The sequence below is a fragment of the Enterococcus sp. 10F3_DIV0382 genome, assembly GCF_002140245.1.
In the GTDB taxonomy this organism is placed as follows: Bacteria; Bacillota; Bacilli; order Lactobacillales; family Enterococcaceae; genus Enterococcus_B; species Enterococcus_B lactis.
On record NZ_NGMF01000003.1, the window covers coordinates 63,313 to 83,414 of the forward strand.

Sequence of the window (20,102 nt, forward strand, 5' to 3'; positions counted from 1 at the left end):
AAAGAAGAGATTTTTATTTAGAAGAAAGGTGTTTAAATTATGGCAATTACGGTAAAAGATGTTGCAAAAAAAGCGGGAGTAGCTACCTCTACTGTCTCGCGCGTCATCAATGACCATCCAAGTATTTCCGAAGCAACCAAAAAGAAAGTCCGAAAAATCATGGATGAACTTGGCTATGTACCGAATATCACTGCTAGAAATTTAGGTAAACGGGTTTCTAGTGCCATCGGCGTGATATTGCCGCCACTTGATTCTAAAGAACGAATCGGTAATCCCTTCTACTTAGAGATCATGGATGCAATCAATGAAGAAGCACGTCACCACGACATGACAATAGCCATTGCAACAGCGAAAAATTTTGATGTCTTATTAGAAAATGTCCAAAGAATGCACTTACAAAAACAAGTCGATGGCTTTATCTTAGTGTACTCTGATAGCGAAGACCCAGTCATCGATTATTTGTATCAAAACGAGATTCCCTTCACTCTGATCGGTCAACCTTATCAGCATGAAAATGAGATCATCTACGTTGATAACGACAACCAGCTATTGGGAAAACAGGCAACTGATTTTCTTATCCAAAATGGGCATGAACAGATTCTTTTCGTTACGAACACGACCCACGAAAGCCTCTATTTCGAACGCTATTTCGGGTATCAAAAAGCGATGATGATGGCTGGACTAGATGTTCACCCTAGCGTTGTGATCGAAAAGGCAGAAGACTATCTATCCTTTGACACTATCTTAAAAAACGCCGGTGCTACAGCACTTGTGGTAATCGATGATATTTTTGCACTTCGCACGATGCAATTAGCGCAAATGTACGGTTATCTTATTCCAGAAACCTTATCGATCATCAGTTTCAATAATTCGATTTTTTCTACACTGACTCATCCTTATCTCACAAGTATCGATATCGATATTTCCGAATTAGGGCGAGTAGCCATGCAAAAATTACAAGAATTGATCCATAACGAGATCAGTAGCGGCGTGCGCCTAGTCATCCCTCATCACTTGATCAAGAGAGAAACAGTTGTGCCACTGAACCCCAAGCAATAACTGGTAGGAATTGAAATGAAGAGATAGAATAACCAAAAGATGAGATTGAGACAAAAGTGTTTCTTACTTCTGTCTCAACCTCTTTTTTGAAATTCCCGAAAAGCCTGACTTTTGGACACCGTTTATTTGAGAGAAGCTGGGACAGAAGTGTTTAACTCCGAGAAATAAGAAGAAATGAACGAAAATTGCTTTTCAAATTTTTGTGAATTTCGGCTTATTTCCGAAGGAGTTGCTTCTGCTCTCGCCGTTTATTCGAGCGTCTGTAGAAAGACTGATTTTTAGATTTGTCTCGACCTCATTTTTTTATGAATGTATCCGACTTCTAATAAACATGATGAATAAAATCAGCCAACCAATGAAGGTCAACCCGATGATGAAATAAAAGAAGAGCGGCAAGTCATAATATAAGGTGATCTCATTGATACCATTATGCTGTTTGACGATTGGCGTACCGATGTCTGTCAATCCATATAATTTAGTAATATCAGATGCCATCGTTGTTGGAATGGCTTTACAAGAAGCAGCTTCATAAACAACACGTTCTGGCTCACCATTATCTACCCCAAAGGCCATCGAAGATACTAGTACCTCCGCTTTTTCTTTTTCTAAATTAGAGATCGTTTCAGCCACTCGATCCACATTCAAATGTTTTACTGGTAAAAAAGCATTGACGATTTCGATTTTTTTCTTGTTCCCTAGATCAATATCGTTCAATCGTGTTTATCTTTTGGCTAAAAATCCTTCAAGACCGCCTTTCGACATGCCGATTACTCCAACTTTAGCTACATCTCCTTCAATCAATGCATTCGTTGCTTGCGTTGTCGAGTGAGCCACGAAAACCACATCATCTGGACTGATTTGATTCTCTTGTAAACAGTTTTGAAAAGACTGCACCACTCCTGCTGCCACCCCATTCAAATGATCATGTGTCGTCTTCACTGAAGACTTCCCAATAATTTCATGTGTGGCATTGTCGATCGCTACCGCTTTTGTATGTGTCCCGCCAACGTCGATCCCCATTCGTACAAACCGTTTCATCCGTCATTCCTCCATTTCATTTCTATTGTCACAATCCGTTAGAAGTTACCATACAATAAGAACGTGATCATACAGACAATTGCTCCAATTATCCAACCAGTTGGAATTGATTTTTTCATATACTCTCTTGAAGATACTTTTGTATAGCCTAAGCCCCAAGCTACCCATGATTGCGTAATATCTAAATGCTGCGGCGCAATCGTTGTTGTTGCAAATAGCGGGAATAAGAAGGCAACAGGCATTGTTGGATTCACTGCTAAAACAACTGCCAGAATGGCTGAACCAGAACCAACTAAACTTAAAGGACCACGGAAAAACCCAAGTGGTGTCAATATAGCAAATGCTATAGCCAAAACTAAAGGCGTTTTTGGAATAAAGTCCCCAAAAATTGCTGAGAAATAAGAAGACGCATACGCAGCAGAATTATTGAACATCGCTAAAGTCATTAAAAAGCCAACCATCGGCGCAACATCTGTCGCTCCATCTGTAAATAATTTAGCGAATTGACGGCAGATTTCTTTATATCCTCCACGTAATTTTCCAGTAAATAATAATGCCCAGATTCCAGCAATCATGAATCCTAAAATGATCGGAATATCTAATAACACGACATCTAAAACTGGGATAAGTACTGCTAACCAAGAAATCATCGGTGCATCACCGCTATCACTTTGCACTTCAGCAGCCATTGCGTAATGTTTCTTTTTATTCATTGATATATTAGCTACAACTAAAACAACAACCAAACTTACAACCATACCAATCATTCCGATTTGGAAATAATCGTTATACGTATAGCTTTCTGCTGCCGGATTGAATCCAGCGTAGATCGTTTGATATTGCTTGAAGTTCACAACGTTCGCAAAAATCCCTGCCATGATCGAACCCATGAATGAAAACAATGCAATCGGAGCCGAAATCCCTAATGACATCAAGATAGGTAAAACAATCACTGCGATCGAGATAACTGGTCCGATCCCTGTCATAGACATAAAGATAATAGCAGTTACGATGCAAAGCAAACTCATCGTGATCCGTGGTTTATCTCCACCAAGTTCCACTACTTTTCGAATCAATGTAGCTGCTATACCACTATCCACCAACACTCGACCAAAGAAAGCACCAAAGAATACATTTACTAAAATCGACTTCGCATATTCTGCGGGGCCCATTGCATAGATATGTGTCAATACATCGATCAATCCTTGACCTTCCATTGCTGGATTAGGAGAAAAGTAATTACCTACTAACGCCAAACTCATCCAAACCATTGCCATGATCGCTAAACCAACCATCAAGTTGTAACCCTTCACACAATACCAAACCATAAAGAAAAACGAAATAACTGTATACATGAAAAAAGTCAAGTATTAGAAAAAAGTTCAAAAGATCAAGTGTGCGCTTCGCTCCCACTGCCCATCGACGTTTTAGTTGCCTTTCCCTCACTTCGTTCAGTCGGTTCTGTTGCGAAGTTTGAAAATCAAACGCGCCCTCTCTGAACTCCAAATATCTTAGGCTGTTATTCCCATTAATACCTTGATTTCAGTAGACACCGAAAAGCCGAAGAGCGTTCCATTTCTTCGGTTCTTTTTATATATTCCTCGAATGGTCTCCATGCCCTTAATCGTGGAAGAGGCTGTACGGAGACTTTGATAAAATTTATTTCGTCGTTTAATAGGTCGATGGTCTTGTTCTATTAAATTGTTAAGATACTTCACAGTTCGGTGCTCTGTCTTAGTATATAAACCCACACTCTGTAACTTTCTAAAGGCGGAGCCAAGAGAAGGTGCTTTATCGGTCACAATTGCTTTCGGCTCACCAAACTGTTTATGGAGTCGTTTTAAGAAAGCATAGGCTGCTTGCGTATCCCGTTTCTTTCGTAACCAGATATCTAAGGTTAAGCCGTCCGCATCAATTGCACGATAAAGATAATGCCAACGTCCCTTAATTTTGATATAGGTTTCGTCCATTTTCCATGAATAGAAGGATTGTCTATTTTTCTTCTTCCAAAGATAATAGAGGACTTTGCTGTACTCTTGTACCCAACGATAAATCGTAGTATGACAAACATTTATTCCACGATCATATAACAATTCCTGAACTTCACGATAGCTTAGATTGTAACGCAGGTAGTAACCAACAGTGACAATAATGACGTCTTTTTTGAATTGTTTGCCTTTAAAATGATTCATTACTCTGTCCTCTCTGTCTTTTTTCTCAATTTTACACTAAAATAGATTTTTTGGAAAACTTTGCAACAGAACCCACAAGAGCAATTAGGGAAAATCATCGAAGAAGGTACAAATGGGATACAAGCAAGAGGAAAAGCTGAAGCAGAGGATAAAACAATGCTAGATGTTTGGTTGCCTGTTACGGAAGCATTAAAAAACAATCAGCTAACCGCAGACGTCATCGAAAATGCCAAAGAACATACTAAAAATTTGGTCGAAAAAAAAGGACGTGCTTCTTATTTAGGGGAGCGGGCGATTGGACACATTGATCCAGGAGCAGCTTCTAGTGCAATCTTATTCCAGACATTACTTGATGTGATTCATGGATAGAAAGGGCTATTTATAAACTGTAGAAGCCTAACTTTGAACGACAGCATAAACTGTTGCAAAAGTTAGGCTTTTTATCTGCTTTCGTGTGTCTACCTAGAGCTTTTTCTGACAGAAGTATTTACCAAAAGTTAAACGAAGAAAGTGAAAATCGAGAAGAAAGAATCACTCTTTAGCATGAAAAAAAAGAACTTTATCCTGATTAAAATAACGAAACAATCAAATATGACTTGTGCAAAAAAAGAGATGAGACCACTGCTACTTTTAGCAATGGTCTCACCTCTGTTTTACTGGTTATCGTCAGGTCAAAACGGTTTTTTTACAACCTATCTGCGGTATTCAAGAAGCTGTTTTTCTCTGTTCATTCTTATTGCTTGATGCAGACCAGCCTTTTCACAACCTAACACGCGGTGTTCAAAGAGCTGACCTTCAACAATAAGTCAAAACGCTCTTTTTACAACCTCTATTCACGGTGTTCAAGAAGCAACTCCTCAGCAATAAGCGCTAGATTTCCAAAATATGAGAAACTATTTTAGAAATCTAGTTCTTATTTGCTCGGAGCTGGACGCTTCTTTCACAACCTCTATCCTCGATCTTTTTGGTCATACACTTCTTTGACGTTGATAAATTGATCAAGTATTGGATTTTCTCCTTTTAGGTCAGCTTCGAAACGGATACCGTCAATATTGATTCTGGCGTTACGGTAGTAGTCAGTTCCTAGTTGTCCCCATGCAGGAGTTGAGGCATCGACATTGCAGAAGATATCAAATCCTTGTTGTTTCAAGTAAGCAAATTTTTGATTTGCTTCAGAATAAGGTTGCCAATCGCTGATGTCAGCGCCAAATGGGTAGATCAAAATATTTGTTTTGCCTAAAATAGGTGCAACTTCATTTTGCCAACGTTCATTATCTTGTTGGATATCGGCTAAAGAAGCTTGTGTCATATTCAAGTGTCCCCAAGTATGAGAAGCAAAACTCCAACCATCTTTCTTTAATTGATCAGCAACTTTTTTGGCTGCTTCGATTTCTTTGTTTGTTTTTTCGTTATCACCATATTCTGATTTTGATGTACGGTAACCTAATACACCATTATAGCCTGTTAAAGCTAATGTTCCTTTGGCGCCTTGATAAGAAAAATCGGGATGTTTTTTAATGAATGAATCGATCAATGGAACCATATCATAGTCACCAACAGTTTCCTTCTTATTGTCGATATAAATATTCTTGATTTGGTTCTGTTTATCGACAATCAACTTACTTGGAAATCCTGAATTGTCCATGTATTCATAATAGCTGACATCGTCTTGCGAAAGAATTAACGGTTTCTTTCCTTCTGGAAGAGAAACACCTGTAAAGGTCAGTTTTCCATCTGTTCCTTTTTTGACTAATCCATTTAGATTAACAAGAACATAGTTATTTTTATATAACTGATCAATGGTTTTATTGAATTCGGAAATAGTGACCATATAATCTTTATACCCTTGTGCTTGCTGGGTATGAAAAGCCTTAGCTGGATCAACGATCAGACTATGAAAGAAGACGTATGAGATTTTGGTCGGGTCTTCCCATTTTACCAAGGATTCTTTTTCTTTTTTCAAAGTTGCTAACAATTGTTGCGCTTCTTTGGCGTCGTCTTTTTCAAGTAAGGCGATGGCTTCATCATAATGATAACTTGCAGCAAGCTGTTTTGCTTGATCAAGCTGTTTCGTCGTTTGTTTATCTTCAACAGGTTTTGAGCTGCTGCTTGAGTGTTGAGTTGTTTGACTAGTGTTTTCTAATTTATTGTTTGTTGCTGCTTGTGTAACAAAAAAGATACTTACACCTAGAATAATAACAGTGCATACAGAAGTGACAGCCAATATGATTTTGTGTGTATGTTTCATTTTATCGTCCCCTACTACTTTTTGATTTCAAAAACCCCCGTAAGCTTTTCTTAACCTTTTGAAAAACTTCCCATAACCATTGTAACGAATATAGAAACAAGTGTAAAAGAAACTTTTGTTTTTTTGATTTTTCTCTTATTTTCTTTAACTAGAGCGCTTTTTATGAGAAGTACTATTTTGTAAAAGTTATAAAGTGAGAGAGGTGAAAATGTTCGGATTTTCGCTGTTTTTATTTCCAAGAAAAACTAAAATAAACCCGTGGTGCTAGTTAATTTTTTCCTAGAGGAAAATGTCTAAACATGTTGGTAAATCAACAAAAAAACGCATATAGTAGTCTCAAAACTCCCAAGAAATGAGGACTACATATGCGTTCATCAAAATATACTGAACATTATACAGATACTTTTATAACATTCAAGGAAATTATGAGAACTGTTTCTAACATATACCACAATTGTGTACCAGATAAGATTAAAAACCGAAGAAATACTGATCAACTGAAGCAACGCGATACAGTGATTATTGCTTGTATTATATGGGGCATAATTAATGGCTATACTAGCCAAAGAGCCACGTATAGAGCGGTTTGTTCCGTCTTATTTCCTAATGGTGACTTTCCTAGTAGGAGTCGATTCACTCGCTTAAGTTCAAACTTAGCTTACACTATCAAGATTATTCGATACTTTTTCATCAAGAAGCTCACCAAAGGTGAATTAGTCGGAATTATAGATAGTTTTCCTAGTCCATTATGTAAACCAGTTAGAAATAGACAAGCAAAACTATTGAATCAAATAGCCAAAGTTGGCTATAACTCAACAAAAAAATCTTATTTTTATGGTCTTAAAATTCATATGATCGTTACTAAGACTGGCTTTCCGATTACTTACTCAATCACGAATCCAGGTGTCCATGACGTGAAAGTGTTAGAGACTTTATCGGAAGAAGCGAATCTTCCCAATATCCTAGGGGACAAAGGATATATTAGCCATAAAATCCATGAAAAGCTTGCCCTTAAGGGCATTACTATATCCGTTCCGCCACGTAAAAACATGGATAAATCAGAAAAACTAGACCACAGCTTACTTGGAAAACAAAGAAAAACAGTTGAGACTGTTTGTTCTTCCTTAGAAAAATTAGGTTGTCAAAATTTCAACTCACGTTCTGTTAAAGGGCTAGAGAGTAGATTTGAAAGCATATTACTGGCTTACAGTGTTCTATTAAGTCGAGCACAACGACGTTTTGAAGGAACTTTGAGATATTCTTTAGGATATTAAAATTAACTAGCACCACGGGTTCTGAAATATATTTGTTTTCCCAGTCCATTTAGATAGTTTTTCTTCAATATCATCCATATCTTCCAATAGATTTTTTAAACACTTTTTTTCATCTATCATGTTTTTTCTCCTTGCCATCATTCTAACTAAAATTTTACGTATTTGTTTCTATGTCTACATTATCTTTTTAACAGTATCTATTTTTCTTTTGCAACTTACTTGGCTACCAAAGCAAATAACAAAGTTATTTATAAATTTCTCTCTACCACTACCTATTGCTATTATTTAAAATAGGGATAATTTTTTCTCTTAAAAAATATCATTATTTGTGATACGGAGCTGGGTATCATGAGTGAATGATATTTATAAATCACTGGATATTGAAGTATATTCTGTTTTCTCAACTTATTTAGTCAGATTTTTTAATGAAGATTTTTTGAGTAAAATTTCTATAATTCCTACTTATTGAAAAGTAGTTTGTAGTGCTGCTTCTACCTCTCTCATCTGTTCTACAAATTCCAAATAACTTGACGCAGCTTGCGGAATGAAAAAATGATATGTGAATATTTCTCCTCCTAGCCCGCTTAATATGCCTATTTTTTTATACCCATGATTTGCAGGAAGGGGATCGGAAGTAGGTTGCAGAAAGCCGCCTTTCATTGTATCTGCTTGGTCTAAATTCATTATATGAATATATGTGACTAACTGATTATAGTCATTTCTAGTATCAAGATGTTTTTTGTATTTTGTATCAATTGGTATATTATTAAATGTAAAATCTGGATATCGTGGGGACCGGTTGGGCTCTTGAAATAAATGCATTGTTGCTAACCCTTTATCTCTGCCATAATGTTTCCAACCAGTGACTTTCCCAATGTATTCTTCCCATAGCCAAGACACATCGATAATGATTCCATGTATTTGATTTTTATCACTTCCAAATCCTGATTTTTCTTCCGATAAAATTTGGATACAGATTTGTTGAAGAGCCGAATACTCCTCGTAATAACTATGTTTGACTGGATGAAGGATATTCTCTTGAAGGATATTAAATTGATTTAATCTAGCATAACCAGGTGTTGTTTGTTTGATTAGAACCACGTTTTCTTTCGTATCCTCATCTCCACTAAGTAAGAAATCGTACTCATTTTGGATTTTTTCAATAGTATGACGAATAAGCTGGGTTAGGTGATTATTATAGCTAAACTCTCGTGTTCGATAAGCAACTTTTCCAACGAAAGGAACATTCGAACGGATGTGTTTTGCAACATCAACAGCTCCCTTGATATTGGCATTATTGTATTCTCGTTTGACATATTCTTTGTATATCCCTTTACGCATTGCTTCATTCAGATAATAAGGAAAGAGAAATACCAACAAATCGTAGTATGTCATCTTTTTAGATGCACTAAAATGATCATTAATCACGTTGTAATTCAAAACACGCTGAAGCATATAACGTAAAAAGAAATCTTCATGCTTCATTTGATTAGCGAATCTAGAATGAATTCTTAATTCATCTGTTGAATCGCTAAGGATACCTACGACATTACAAGTCCAAATTTTTCCATTTCTTGATTGAAATATCAAGTTATCTTCACTTAGATCCTTGGATTGATTTAACTGTTGCGGAAAGATAATAAAATTTTCTTTCTCTAAACTACTTAAGTCACGATTAACTAAGTTCGTAATGATTGGATGTTGCACAACTGAGTCATTGATTTCTTGATTATCGTGTAGAGGTTTCAGCTTCATCTAAATCACCGTCATTAGAGTATACCTTTTCTAGTATTTCTAATTTTTCTTTCGCCTTATGTTCACCACGAAAATAGTCTTTCAATAATGGATATAACTTAGTATCCCATAATTGTTCCATTGTCTCCTCACCATTATCGATACTTAAAAAGTAACTAGCACCAATTTGGTAATCAGTTGACAATCCACCTTTTTCTTTGGCAACTATCGCCTCATTTAAACGCGTCATAAGTTCTTTTGTTTTCTCTTGAGTCAGCATATTTTGTGCTGAATCTTCTGCCTTTATTTCTAAGAAAGTAAATCGCCGGCGCATAGCAAAATCAAAAGTGTCAACAGAACGGTCAATGTCGTTCATCGTCCCAATAATATAAACATTATTAGGAATATAGAATTCTTCTTCTGGATTTTCATGGAGGTTTGCATACTGAGTGTAAACACCTTCTTTATGCCCACGATATCCTGGATCAATTGAGAAAAATAATTCGCCAAAAATTTTGGAAATTTCGCCCCGATTAATTTCATCAATGATAAACACATAGTTTTGGTTATTCGTAGAATCTACCGTTGACGCCGTGTAGTTTTTTAAGCCAAATTCTTCTTTTAAATGTTTTACAATCGCTTTTCGATAAGCATCAAATCCACCTTTTGGCGTACCTGGCAATCCACGATAGACATTATAAATTTGGTCATGGTTTAGATAAGTATTGGTTTTAGCAGGATAAACACCTTGAATTTCATTTCTTTCATAGGCTAGAAGATTGCGTACTGGTTTACCTGTCAATGTTTTAAGTTTATTGTAGCCTTCTCCCTCTATACTAGCTTCCGTTACCGCATCGAAAAATTTAGCCCAAGCTTCTTCAAAATTATCTTGTCCATTTACTTTCTTTGTTTTCTTTGCTTTTTCAACAAAGCTCTTAAAGCTTCCATCTTTCAAGGTGAAACTAACAACGCCATCATCGGATGTAGTTGGACGTAAACCTTCGACAAAATCAGTATAATCATAGCTAGGATGAAACTGGACAAATCCAATTCGGCTCTTTTCATCTTCGCTCAATTCATTGATTTGTGTAGTTCTGCCATTTGAAACGACATCAGCTGCCATTTCATTTGCAAGGAATGTTTTCCCTGTTCCAGGAGCGCCACGTAGAATAAGGTTTTTAGATTTGAGTAAATGTGAAACATATGATTTCAGCAAATGATTGGTCATAGTCTGAGTCTCTCCTACTCGTATTTCCTTTTTCTCTTTCCCTTTATAAACAAGAATAAATTCATCCCCAGATGTTCCAAAACGTTTCAAACATTCTTGTACAAATAATAAAGTTGAAAAAATACTCCAACAATAGATGACTATCTGCTTGTCTTCATTATATTTATAAATCAAAAATTCAATGGACTTCCTTTTTTTTTGAAACTGTCAACATCTGGAAAAATCCCTCGTATTATCTCATCTCCTGAGTGATATCGACACACAGGAAATGTTGCTCTTTCGCTTTCTGGTAGAGAAACAATCGATTGTTCAAACATTTGAATAGCTAATCGCGGTAATGTTTGATTTGAAATTTTCCGTTCATTTTTACCGTAGTTTCTTCTAGTTATTTCGCCTTCTGCCGTACGGAAGTAAGCATCTTTTGGTTGATAATTATCCCCTAAGCTTAGATTCTTCATAGTAAATGTTGGGTCTGTTGATTTAATCTCATCAGCAGTTATTCTTAGTTCATATGTTTTTTTTTGTTTCATTGTTGTGCATATTTTCTTCTACTTTGGTTCTGTTGCAAAGTTTCCGATAAGCTCATTTTGAGGTAAAATAATTGAAAAAGATAGCTTGGAGGAATGAAGATGACTCAGTTCAAAGGAAAACAATTTCAAAAAGACGTGATTATCGTAGCCGTCGGCTACTATCTTCGGTACAACCTGAGTTATCGTGAAGTGCAGGAAATTCTGTATGACCGAGGAATTCACGTTTGTCACACCACAATTTACCGTTGGGTGCAAGAATACGGAAAGATTCTTTATCAAATTTGGAAAAAGAAAAACAAACAGTCCTTTTATTCATGGAAAATGGACGAGACTTATATCAAAATTAAAGGAAAGTGGCATTATTTATATCGCGCTATCGATGTAGATGGCTTAACCTTAGATATCTGGTTACGGAAAAAGCGCGACACACAGGCTGCGTATGCTTTTCTAAAACGACTGAAGAACCAGTTTGGAGAACCAAAGGTTCTAGTAACGGATAAAGCACCCTCTATTAAGAGTGCCTTCAGAAAGCTTCAGAAAAATGGACTGTATATAACAACAGAACATCGAACAATCAAGTATCTGAATAATCTGATTGAACAAGATCATCGTCCAATTAAGCGAAGAAACAAATTTTACCAAAGTTTGCGAACAGCCTCAACCACGATTAAAGGCATGGAAGCGATTCGAGGAATTTATAAAAAAAGCCGAAAAGAAGGGTCTCTTTTTGGCTTTTCCGTCTGTACAGAAATCAAAGGACTATTAGGAATCCCTGCTTAAATAAGAATCATCTTGAAAAACTAATGACCTTTTTGAGACTTTGCAACAGAACCCTCAAACTGTTTGTCAGTAAAATTGACTATATTTGCCATATTAAGCCACTTTCTCTTTATTCAAAACTTGTTTTGAGTAACGATTCATTGACCGCCAATACTCATGAACGGCTTGTAATTCTTCTAAAGAATATTCAAAAAGATTTACACGTTTTGCAAGCTTTAATTGGTTTAATAAATTGACTTCCAATAATTGAGAGTCATTTTTATTTAATTCATGGTTCAAAACATAGTTTAATACTCGATTATAAACGCTTGCCGATAATTCGTTAATGATCTCTATTTCAAATGTTTTTTCATACGTAACTGCCATTTCATTTTCACTCCTTTTAAAGTTTATCAGGTAAATATTTCCGTATATATTCTTCTAAGGCTTGATCCATAACTTCTTTTACGTTTCCGCCATTCTTTGCTGTTTCGATTTTTATGATATGGTGCAAGTCAGCACGAACACGAACCGTCTTATCTCCCATTATATCTTTTTTTGCACTGATTGGTGTATCATTTCGTTTTGCTTTTTGTGCGCCTAAATTTCCCACAATCACTCACTTCTTTCTATTTCTTCTTATTCTTATTTTATCATCAACAATCACAAATCACAAGTGATTTGTGATTAATCACTTGTGATTTGTGATTCTATTCTTTTTCGTTTTCTAATTGAATAATTCGTTCAAGCATTTCAAAAAATACGTTCTCATACATGGATAAAACTTTTTTGTCATAGCCTTTGTGTTCTGTAATTCCGTTTTTAGACCAGGTACTTACTTTATTACTTCGCTTGATAATATTTTGGAAAACCAAGTTATCTTCTTTATGTTGCTTGTACAGTTCTTCCAGGTTTGATTTTATCGTTGCGCTGTCCGTATCAACTAAATAAGGAACAAAACCGATCATATCTAGTCCAGGGTTAAATTGTTCTTGTAAATCAATCAAATAGGAAATATAGTTTTGAATGTTGTTTGTACTTTCTTCTTCTGCTTGTAAAGGGATCATAACGTAATCACTCGCCACGATTGCATTATTTGTATAAACGCTTGGCGTTGGTACAGTATCAATAATAATGAGATCATAGTCACTTTTTAAAGGTTCCAACAGAGTAGCTAGTAATTTACTTTCATTTTCAAACGTCCATGAGCTTTAACTTAAACCTATAAGGCTTAGCACCAGAAAGTATATAAAACCCCTTAGAATTGATTTTAGAGCCTTGATATGCTTTTATTTAACATCTTCATTTAATCAAGTTTTAGCTGATCCCTTAGTTTTACAAAAATGTACTAAATTAACTCTTAAGGCAAACTCAAAGAAGAAAAATAAAAAAGGACAGAGCAATAAACCTACTCTATCCTAGTTATATCAATTGTTAGGCTCTATAATTTCTGTAGTGGGTAAATCCACCATGGAAATTATGGAGCCTTTTTGAGTATATACAAAAAGTCCCATATGACCTATAATGAAAAGTGCTCAAACTATCATTTTAGAAAGACTCATATGGAACAACTAAATCTTATCACAAATTTTCTCAGAATTAAAGACAAAAATATCACTATCACTGATGAATATGATATGGGGACTCACTTAGAACTCCACGGTCACTTGGACTACACAGCCCCTAAATGCCCAAAATGCAAGGGACAAATGGCTAAGTACGACTACCAGAAAACTTCTAAAATCCCCTACCTAGAAACTGCTGGCTACCCTTTACTTATCCGTCTTCGAAAGCGTCGTTTCAAGTGTAAAGATTGCGGAAAAATGGCGGTCGCTGAAACTCCTCTTGTCAAGAAGAACCACCAAATCTCTGTCGCTGTTAACCAGAAAATCGCACAATTACTCATCGAAAATCAAGCAATGAAACATATTGCACACAGGCTATCAATTTCAACATCGTCAGTTATGAGAAAGCTCAATGAGTTCAAGTTTGAAACGGATTGGAATACCCTACCTGAGGTGATGAGTTGGGACGAGTATGCCTTCAAGAAGGGGAAAATGAGCTTCATCGCTCAAGATTTCGACTCCCTAAATGTCATCGCCATTCTCGACGGAAGAACTCAAGCAACCATCCGAAACCACTTTCTACGCTATCCTAGAAAGGTTAGAAATCGGGTCAAAGTGATTACCATGGATATGTTTAGTCCCTATTATCAACTTGCTAAACAGCTTTTTCCGAATGCAAAAATTGTACTCGATCGCTTTCATATCGTGCAACACCTTAGTCGTGCTATGAACCGTGTCCGTATTCGAATTATGAATCAATTCGACAGAAAATCGCAGGAATACCGAGCCTTGAAACGTTACTGGAAATTGATACAACAAGATAGCCGTAAACTCAGCGATAAACGATTTTATCGACCTATGTTTCGAATGCATTTGACTAACAAGGAAATCCTAGAAAAACTCCTATCCTACTCTGATGAACTCAGACAGCACTATGAACTCTATCAATTTCTCTTGTTCCATTTCCAAGAGAAAAACTCAGATCATTTCTTCAGTCTCATCGAACAGGAAATAGCCACTGTTAATCCTATTTTCCAGACGGTATTTAAGACATTTCTAAAGGATAAGGACAAGGACAAGGTTTTAAACGCCATGGAATTGCCTTATTCAAACGCCAAACTGGAAGCTACCAATAATCTCATCAAAGTCATTAAGAGAAATGCCTTTGGTTTCAGGAACTTTGAAAACTTTAAAAAACGGATTTTGATTGCATTGAACATAAAGAAAGAGAGGACGAAGTTCGTCCTCTCTAGGTGTTAGCTTTTCATCTACCCACTACAGTTGACAAAGAGCCAATTGTTATAGCTGTTTTTCCCAGTTTGTCATAATTGCTATTAAGACAAACTCATAAATATTTAAGACATATTGTTTTCTAACCACTCAAAATCTGGTTCAGTGGGTTGAACGATTTCTATAATTACATTATCAGGAGCTAAAAGTTGAAATCTTTTTTGCCCCCAAGGTTCGACAGAGATTTCCGTTAGCAATTTGACATTTTTACTTTTAAATTTTTTAAATTCTTCTTCAATATCTTCTACAATAAATGCTAAAAAATTAGTAGATTCATTTATTCCATACTCCAGTGATTTTCCAAGTGCTTGATGTCCATTTTTTAGTACGTCTAAATATACGCCTTTCATGTCAGGATGTTCGTGTGTAAAATACCAATCACCAGCATTTCCTAACAATTTAAAATTAAAATTTTCAACATAAAAGTTCGAAGTCTTTTCAGGGTCAAAAGATGCCAAAACTATCCCTATATTGTTAATCTGCATTATTTATCACTCCTTTCTATTTTCTTACTTTTATCCTTATTTTATCATCAACAATCACAAATCACAAGTGATTTGTGATTAATCACTTGTGATTTGTGATTCTATTCTTTTTCGTTTTCTAATTGAATAATTCGTTCAAGCATTTCAAAAAATACGTTCTCATACATGGATAAAACTTTTTTGTCATAGCCTTTGTGTTCTGTAATTCCGTTTTTAGACCAGGTACTTACTTTATTACTTCGCTTGATAATATTTTGGAAAACCAAGTTATCTTCTTTATGTTGCTTGTACAGTTCTTCCAGGTTTGATTTTATCGTTGCGCTGTCCGTATCAACTAAATAAGGAACAAAACCGATCATATCTAGTCCAGGGTTAAATTGTTCTTGTAAATCAATCAAATAGGAAATATAGTTTTGAATGTTGTTTGTACTTTCTTCTTCTGCTTGTAAAGGGATCATAACGTAATCACTCGCCACGATTGCATTATTTGTATAAACGCTTGGCGTTGGTACAGTATCAATAATAATGAGATCATAGTCACTTTTTAAAGGTTCCAACAGAGTAGCTAGTAATTTACTTTCATTTTCAAACGTCCATGAGCGAGTTAATTTTGGTAATAACATCAAATCAAACGTGCCAGGGATCAAGTCTAAATTATCAGTCAAACGAATAATAGAAGAAGCCAAGTTTCCATTTTTCAAGCCTTCATAAAAATTGACACGTGGCAATTCTACCTCAAAAGTTTTTGCTAAGTCTTTTGTCAATGTTGCTTGTAAGTCCTTATCGATCATTAAAACTTTTAAATTAAATTTGTCTGTCAAATAAGCAAACATAGTAGATAATTTTGACTTTCCAACACCACCTTTAAAATAATTGTTTAAGATAACAATTGCTTCATTTTTACTGTTTAAAATACGTCTTAATTCTTCAAGTATTTTGAGTTCTTCCTTCTCCATAACTACGCCCCATTCTTTTTTTGTATAGTAATATTGTATCATTATTAATCACAAATCACTTGTGATTTGTGATTAATCACTTGTGATTTGTGATAAGTGATTTGTGATTAATATATAAAAGCCCTATTTAAAGGGCTTTTATGTTTATTTTGAGAAAGATATAAAATCAATATATCCCTTTTCCCCAATTTTTACAACGGCATTGTAGGGCTTTTTCTCTTTGTTTTTGATTCCTTTTACCAGGGTTTCTTTTCCCTCCAGTAATTCTTTTACATTCGTTTTGGTTAGTTTTTTCTTTCTAAAATGTTCAGCTAAAGTAAACTTACATTCAGGATAATTTGAACAACCATAAAACGATTTTTTTAATACAATATTGTTGCCACACTTAGGACATTTGCCTACAATACTTTTTTCTGCTTCTTTTTCTTTCTGTTCCTGGTAATCAGAAAAATTTAGTTTTTCTATATCGTTAGGTACAGCTTCCAGTAAATGAACAATGAATTTTTTGATATTCGTAATAAAGTTCTCTTGATTGCCTTCTCTTTTACCGATTTTTTTTAAATACGTTTCCCATTTAGCCGTCATTTCAGCACTCGTTAAGAGGTGCTGACTTTCGACTGCCTGGCACAATAATTTACCTTTTTCAGTCACAACAAGTTTATTTTTAATGACTTGGATATATTCTTTTTGTTTCAAGGCTTCAATAATGCTTGCTCTTGTCGCTTCTGTTCCGATCCCCTCGACTTCTTGTAAAATCTTGATTGCTTCTTCATCATCAACCGTTTTATTAGCGGTTTTCATAGCAGTTAATAATGTACCCTCTGTAAAAACTTTCGGTGGTTGTGTTTCTTTTTCGGCACTCTTAACGTCAACCTCGGCATGTTCTCCAATGATAACCAAGGGTAACGTTTGAACGTCCTCTTTTTCTTCTTTATTTTGTTGTTTGAAAAGAATTTTCCACCCTTCTTGTTTTGGTGTCTTTCCGATCGATTGAAACAGCAAATCAGCTACTTTCGTTTGTATCTTGGTTTCTTCATACAAGTAATCAGGTAAAAACATGGCAACGGTCGTTTTAACGACTAAAGCATAAATTTTTCGTTGTAAATCGTCCATTTTTACTAACGCTGCTTCATTGGGTACTTGTTTTGTTGGGATAATGGCGTGGTGTTCCTGTACCTTGCTACCGTCCACATAACGCTTTCTAGGCTCTGTTTGAACCATTTCAAGATCAAGTCCTAAAAAACCGCTATATTTGCCAAAATTCGCTTTTAAATAAGCAAATTCGTTCTCTGTAATAAATGGTGTATCTGTTCTTGGATAACTCAATAATTTTGCTTCATACAGTCCTTGCATAGCTTTTAAAGTTTGGCTCGCTGTCGCTTTATAAAGCTGATTGACTTTTGACTGCAAACTACTTAAAGAAAACAGACTAGGACTATTCGTTTTTTTCTCTTTGGTTTGCACGTCAGCGATTCTGCCCTCTTGATTGCCTATTTTAGCGTGATTTGAAGAAACAAAGGATAAAAGTTCCTCTTGGGTCTTAAATCGCTGTGTGGGGCTTAGAACGCCCTTAAATGACCCTTGGTTTACTTTTATACTAGCTTCCACCTCAAAAAAAGGTTCTTTTTTAAAATTCTCTATGGCTTCCTGGCGTTGATAAATGAGATATAAAGTCGGTGTTTGTACACGTCCTAAAGAAAATGTACCTTGTACGCCTTTTTGTTGTAAATTCAAGGTATATAAAGGGCTTGCGTTCATGCCGATCAACCAATCGGCAATTTGGCGTGTTTGCGCTTCTTGATAAAAGGGATAGTAATTCATTCCTGGTTGCAAATTTTGAAAACCGCTTCGGATCACATCTTTTTCTAAGCTATTGATCCATAGTCTTTTAAATGTTTTATCTTTTGAAAAGGCATTTGCTTTATGGATAATCGACCAGGCGATATTTTCACCTTCTCTGTCGCTATCTGTTGCAACAATAATTGTATTTGCCTTTTTGAGAAGTTCTGCAACAATTTTAAACTGCTTTCCCTTATCTTTTGCAACTTCAAAATCGTATCGATCAGGAAAAATCGGCAAAGATTCAAGTTTCCAATTTTGCCACTTTTCGTCATAATGACCTGGTTCTGCTAATTCCACTAAATGCCCAAAACCAAAGGTGATAAACGTTTCATCTGTAAATAGTGGGTCTTTGATCTCAAAATAACCGTCTTTTTTGGTGCTTTGTTTTAAAGCACTTGCGTAGGCTAATGCCTGGCTTGGTTTTTCAGCTAAAATAACCGTACTCATTAACTATCCCTCTTTTCATTGTTTTTTCTTTGATCTACTGTCACGTTATATCTTGCTCGATACCTTCTAAACGTTCTGCGATTAATTCCAGTTTGTTCCTCAACTTCTTTATCGGAACAACCGTTCAAAAATAAATCAAAAGCATGTTTTAAACGTGGATCATTTTCTTTAAATTTATGCTGACGACCTTTGAATTTTCCTTTTGACTTAGCTATTTCAATCCCTTGGGCTTGTCGTTCTTTAATACGTTTGCGTTCTGATTCCGCTTGATACTTATATAATTCAATCACTAAATTATTAATCAAACGCCTTAAATTTTCATCTTCAATCCCATTCATAGAGGGCAAATTCAAAACTTCAAGCGTTGCTCCTTTTTGTTGAATGGCATTCATCAATTCTGTTAATTCTTTATTATTCCGTCCTAATCGATCTAATTCAGTAACTACAACAATATCCCCTTCACGAATATAGTTAAGCATAGCTTGTAATTGTGGACGTTCGACCGATTGACCGCTTAATTTGTCTGAAAAGACCTTAGAAACGCCCTGTAACGCTTGTAATTGCCGATCTAAGTTCTGTTCTTTGCTACTGACACGTGCATAACCAATTTTAGCCATTTTCAACCAACCTCTAAAATTCTCTCGGTTGCAATAACCAATCAGCTATATCTACTTTTTCAATTTCAAATTGCTTATCAGAAATTGTCTTTTCGTAAGCGATAAAATCTTGCGCATATTGTTGCTCATTAAAAATAGCCACCACTTCGTCATTTTCTAAAACTCGATAAATAAATTTTTTCATTTTACTCCTCCTATTATGCTCAACTTAAATGACCTATTCACCAAGTCAATTATACCGCTAAAATCATATTAGGACAAATAAGTATACTCTATTGACCTATAAATGATAGCAACTTAAAAAATCAAGTGTTCGCTTCGCTCTCACTGCCCCTCGACGTTTTAGTAGCCTTTCCCTCACTTCGTTCAGTCCAAGCCAACTAAAAGTTTTCGGGCTACTCTCTCCTTCTCCCCCTAATAATTAATTAAAATCTTACTCTGTATATTTCTGCTAATCATTCACTAAACAGCAAAGAAAAAACAAACACGTATCATAGATATAAATGTAATGGCATAGTGCGGGTTTTATTTTCAGCCTGTATCATAGCTAAACAAATCGAGTTGTGTGTCCGTTTTAGGGCGTTCTGCTAGCTTGTTTAAAGTCTCTTGAATGAATGTATGCTCTAAGTCAAAAGAATTTGTCAGCGCCTTTATATAGCTTTCTTTTTCTTCTTTTTTTACTTTAATGATCGATAGCAACAATGATTTAACACTAGCAAGTTGAATGCCACCATTTCTTCCTGGTTTAATCTTAAAGAAAATTTCCTGATTCGCCTTCAGTACCTTCAGCAATTTATCTAATGTCCGTTCAGGAATGCCTAGCACTTCTCTAATCTCT

General features: G+C 35.6%; 15 protein-coding genes and 6 pseudogenes. 6 read left to right on the plus strand and 15 right to left on the minus strand.

What is annotated here, in order from left to right; translation table 11 throughout:
* Positions 1 to 39: 39 nt before the first annotated feature.
* Together A5849_RS13580 and A5849_RS15370 are read left to right on the plus strand one after the other, a co-directional pair.
* On the plus strand, positions 40 to 1,059 hold the full coding sequence (locus tag A5849_RS13580) for a LacI family DNA-binding transcriptional regulator (protein WP_002316718.1): 1,020 nt from the start codon (positions 40 to 42) through the stop codon (positions 1,057 to 1,059).
* 136 nt (positions 1,060 to 1,195) lie between these two features.
* Positions 1,196 to 1,315: pseudogene (locus A5849_RS15370) on the plus strand (DUF3788 domain-containing protein); the annotation flags it as partial.
* Positions 1,316 to 1,518: 203 nt separating this feature from the next.
* Here A5849_RS15370 and A5849_RS13590 read toward each other — a convergent pair.
* From A5849_RS13590 to A5849_RS13600, 3 genes and pseudogenes are all read right to left on the minus strand, one after another.
* Positions 1,519 to 2,097, minus strand: a pseudogene (locus tag A5849_RS13590) (hydantoinase/oxoprolinase N-terminal domain-containing protein); the annotation flags it as partial.
* A 38-nt stretch (positions 2,098 to 2,135) separates the two neighbouring features.
* Positions 2,136 to 3,452 (minus strand): hypothetical protein, encoded by a 1,317-nt coding sequence (locus A5849_RS13595; RefSeq protein ID WP_033653686.1) that lies wholly within the window; start codon positions 3,450 to 3,452, stop codon positions 2,136 to 2,138.
* A gap of 156 nt (positions 3,453 to 3,608) precedes the next feature.
* Positions 3,609 to 4,289 carry an IS6-like element ISS1N family transposase gene (locus tag A5849_RS13600; protein WP_002333339.1) on the minus strand — a complete coding sequence of 227 codons (681 nt, stop codon included), beginning with the start codon at positions 4,287 to 4,289 and terminating at the stop codon, positions 3,609 to 3,611.
* Positions 4,290 to 4,364: 75 nt separating this feature from the next.
* Here A5849_RS13600 and A5849_RS13605 point away from each other — a divergent pair.
* Positions 4,365 to 4,658 (plus strand): annotated as a pseudogene (locus A5849_RS13605) (DAK2 domain-containing protein); the annotation flags it as partial.
* Positions 4,659 to 5,238: 580 nt separating this feature from the next.
* On the opposite strand, the gene A5849_RS13615 reads toward A5849_RS13605, so the two are convergent.
* A complete protein-coding gene (locus A5849_RS13615; protein ID WP_086310163.1) occupies positions 5,239 to 6,537 on the minus strand; it encodes a polysaccharide deacetylase family protein in 1,299 nt (432 codons plus the stop codon).
* A gap of 365 nt (positions 6,538 to 6,902) precedes the next feature.
* On the opposite strand from A5849_RS13615, the gene A5849_RS13625 reads away from it, so the two are divergent.
* Positions 6,903 to 7,811, plus strand: a complete 909-nt coding sequence (locus A5849_RS13625) for an IS982-like element ISEfm1 family transposase (protein ID WP_086310164.1) — start codon at positions 6,903 to 6,905, stop codon at positions 7,809 to 7,811.
* A 462-nt stretch (positions 7,812 to 8,273) separates the two neighbouring features.
* Here the strand turns inward: A5849_RS13625 and A5849_RS13630 are convergent, their stop codons facing one another.
* Together A5849_RS13630 and A5849_RS13635 are read right to left on the minus strand one after the other, a co-directional pair.
* Positions 8,274 to 9,566, minus strand: a complete 1,293-nt coding sequence (locus A5849_RS13630; RefSeq protein ID WP_002299142.1) for a guanosine 5-monophosphate oxidoreductase — start codon at positions 9,564 to 9,566, stop codon at positions 8,274 to 8,276.
* Positions 9,541 to 11,313 (minus strand): annotated as a pseudogene (locus A5849_RS13635) (McrB family protein). Before A5849_RS13635 ends, A5849_RS13630 begins: the two are co-directional and overlap by 26 nt.
* Before the next feature lie 89 nt (positions 11,314 to 11,402).
* Between A5849_RS13635 and A5849_RS13640 the strand changes: the two are divergent.
* A complete protein-coding gene (locus A5849_RS13640; RefSeq protein WP_000191454.1) occupies positions 11,403 to 12,083 on the plus strand; it encodes an IS6-like element ISEnfa1 family transposase in 681 nt (226 codons plus the stop codon).
* Positions 12,084 to 12,176: 93 nt separating this feature from the next.
* Here the strand turns inward: A5849_RS13640 and A5849_RS13645 are convergent, their stop codons facing one another.
* From A5849_RS13645 to A5849_RS13655, 3 genes and pseudogenes are all read right to left on the minus strand, one after another.
* Entirely contained in the window at positions 12,177 to 12,449 is a 273-nt protein-coding gene (locus tag A5849_RS13645) for an antitoxin (RefSeq protein ID WP_005237730.1), read from the minus strand.
* A 16-nt stretch (positions 12,450 to 12,465) separates the two neighbouring features.
* The gene (locus tag A5849_RS13650) at positions 12,466 to 12,681 is read right to left on the minus strand and encodes a peptide-binding protein (RefSeq protein WP_001835296.1); all 216 of its coding nucleotides are present in this window, start codon (positions 12,679 to 12,681) and stop codon (positions 12,466 to 12,468) included.
* A 91-nt stretch (positions 12,682 to 12,772) separates the two neighbouring features.
* A pseudogene (locus tag A5849_RS13655) lies at positions 12,773 to 13,270 on the minus strand (ParA family protein); the annotation flags it as partial.
* 354 nt (positions 13,271 to 13,624) lie between these two features.
* On the opposite strand from A5849_RS13655, the gene A5849_RS13660 reads away from it, so the two are divergent.
* Positions 13,625 to 14,887 (plus strand): ISL3 family transposase, encoded by a 1,263-nt coding sequence (locus tag A5849_RS13660; RefSeq protein ID WP_179189225.1) that lies wholly within the window; start codon positions 13,625 to 13,627, stop codon positions 14,885 to 14,887.
* Between the two features lie 95 nt (positions 14,888 to 14,982).
* Here A5849_RS13660 and A5849_RS13665 read toward each other — a convergent pair whose 3' ends face one another.
* The 6 genes and pseudogenes from A5849_RS13665 to A5849_RS13685 form a co-directional block, all read right to left on the minus strand.
* Positions 14,983 to 15,402 (minus strand): VOC family protein, encoded by a 420-nt coding sequence (locus A5849_RS13665; protein WP_029486088.1) that lies wholly within the window; start codon positions 15,400 to 15,402, stop codon positions 14,983 to 14,985.
* 101 nt (positions 15,403 to 15,503) lie between these two features.
* A complete protein-coding gene (locus A5849_RS13670; protein ID WP_086310166.1) occupies positions 15,504 to 16,400 on the minus strand; it encodes a ParA family protein in 897 nt (298 codons plus the stop codon).
* 102 nt (positions 16,401 to 16,502) lie between these two features.
* Entirely contained in the window at positions 16,503 to 18,647 is a 2,145-nt protein-coding gene (locus A5849_RS13675; protein ID WP_086310167.1) for a type IA DNA topoisomerase, read from the minus strand.
* Positions 18,647 to 19,264, minus strand: a complete 618-nt coding sequence (locus tag A5849_RS13680) for a recombinase family protein (RefSeq protein ID WP_086310168.1) — start codon at positions 19,262 to 19,264, stop codon at positions 18,647 to 18,649. The genes A5849_RS13675 and A5849_RS13680 overlap by 1 nt, the downstream gene beginning before the upstream one ends.
* A 13-nt stretch (positions 19,265 to 19,277) precedes the next feature.
* On the minus strand, positions 19,278 to 19,448 hold the full coding sequence (locus A5849_RS15005; RefSeq protein WP_000713595.1) for a hypothetical protein: 171 nt from the start codon (positions 19,446 to 19,448) through the stop codon (positions 19,278 to 19,280).
* Between the two features lie 347 nt (positions 19,449 to 19,795).
* Positions 19,796 to 20,102 (minus strand): annotated as a pseudogene (locus A5849_RS13685) (hypothetical protein); the annotation flags it as partial.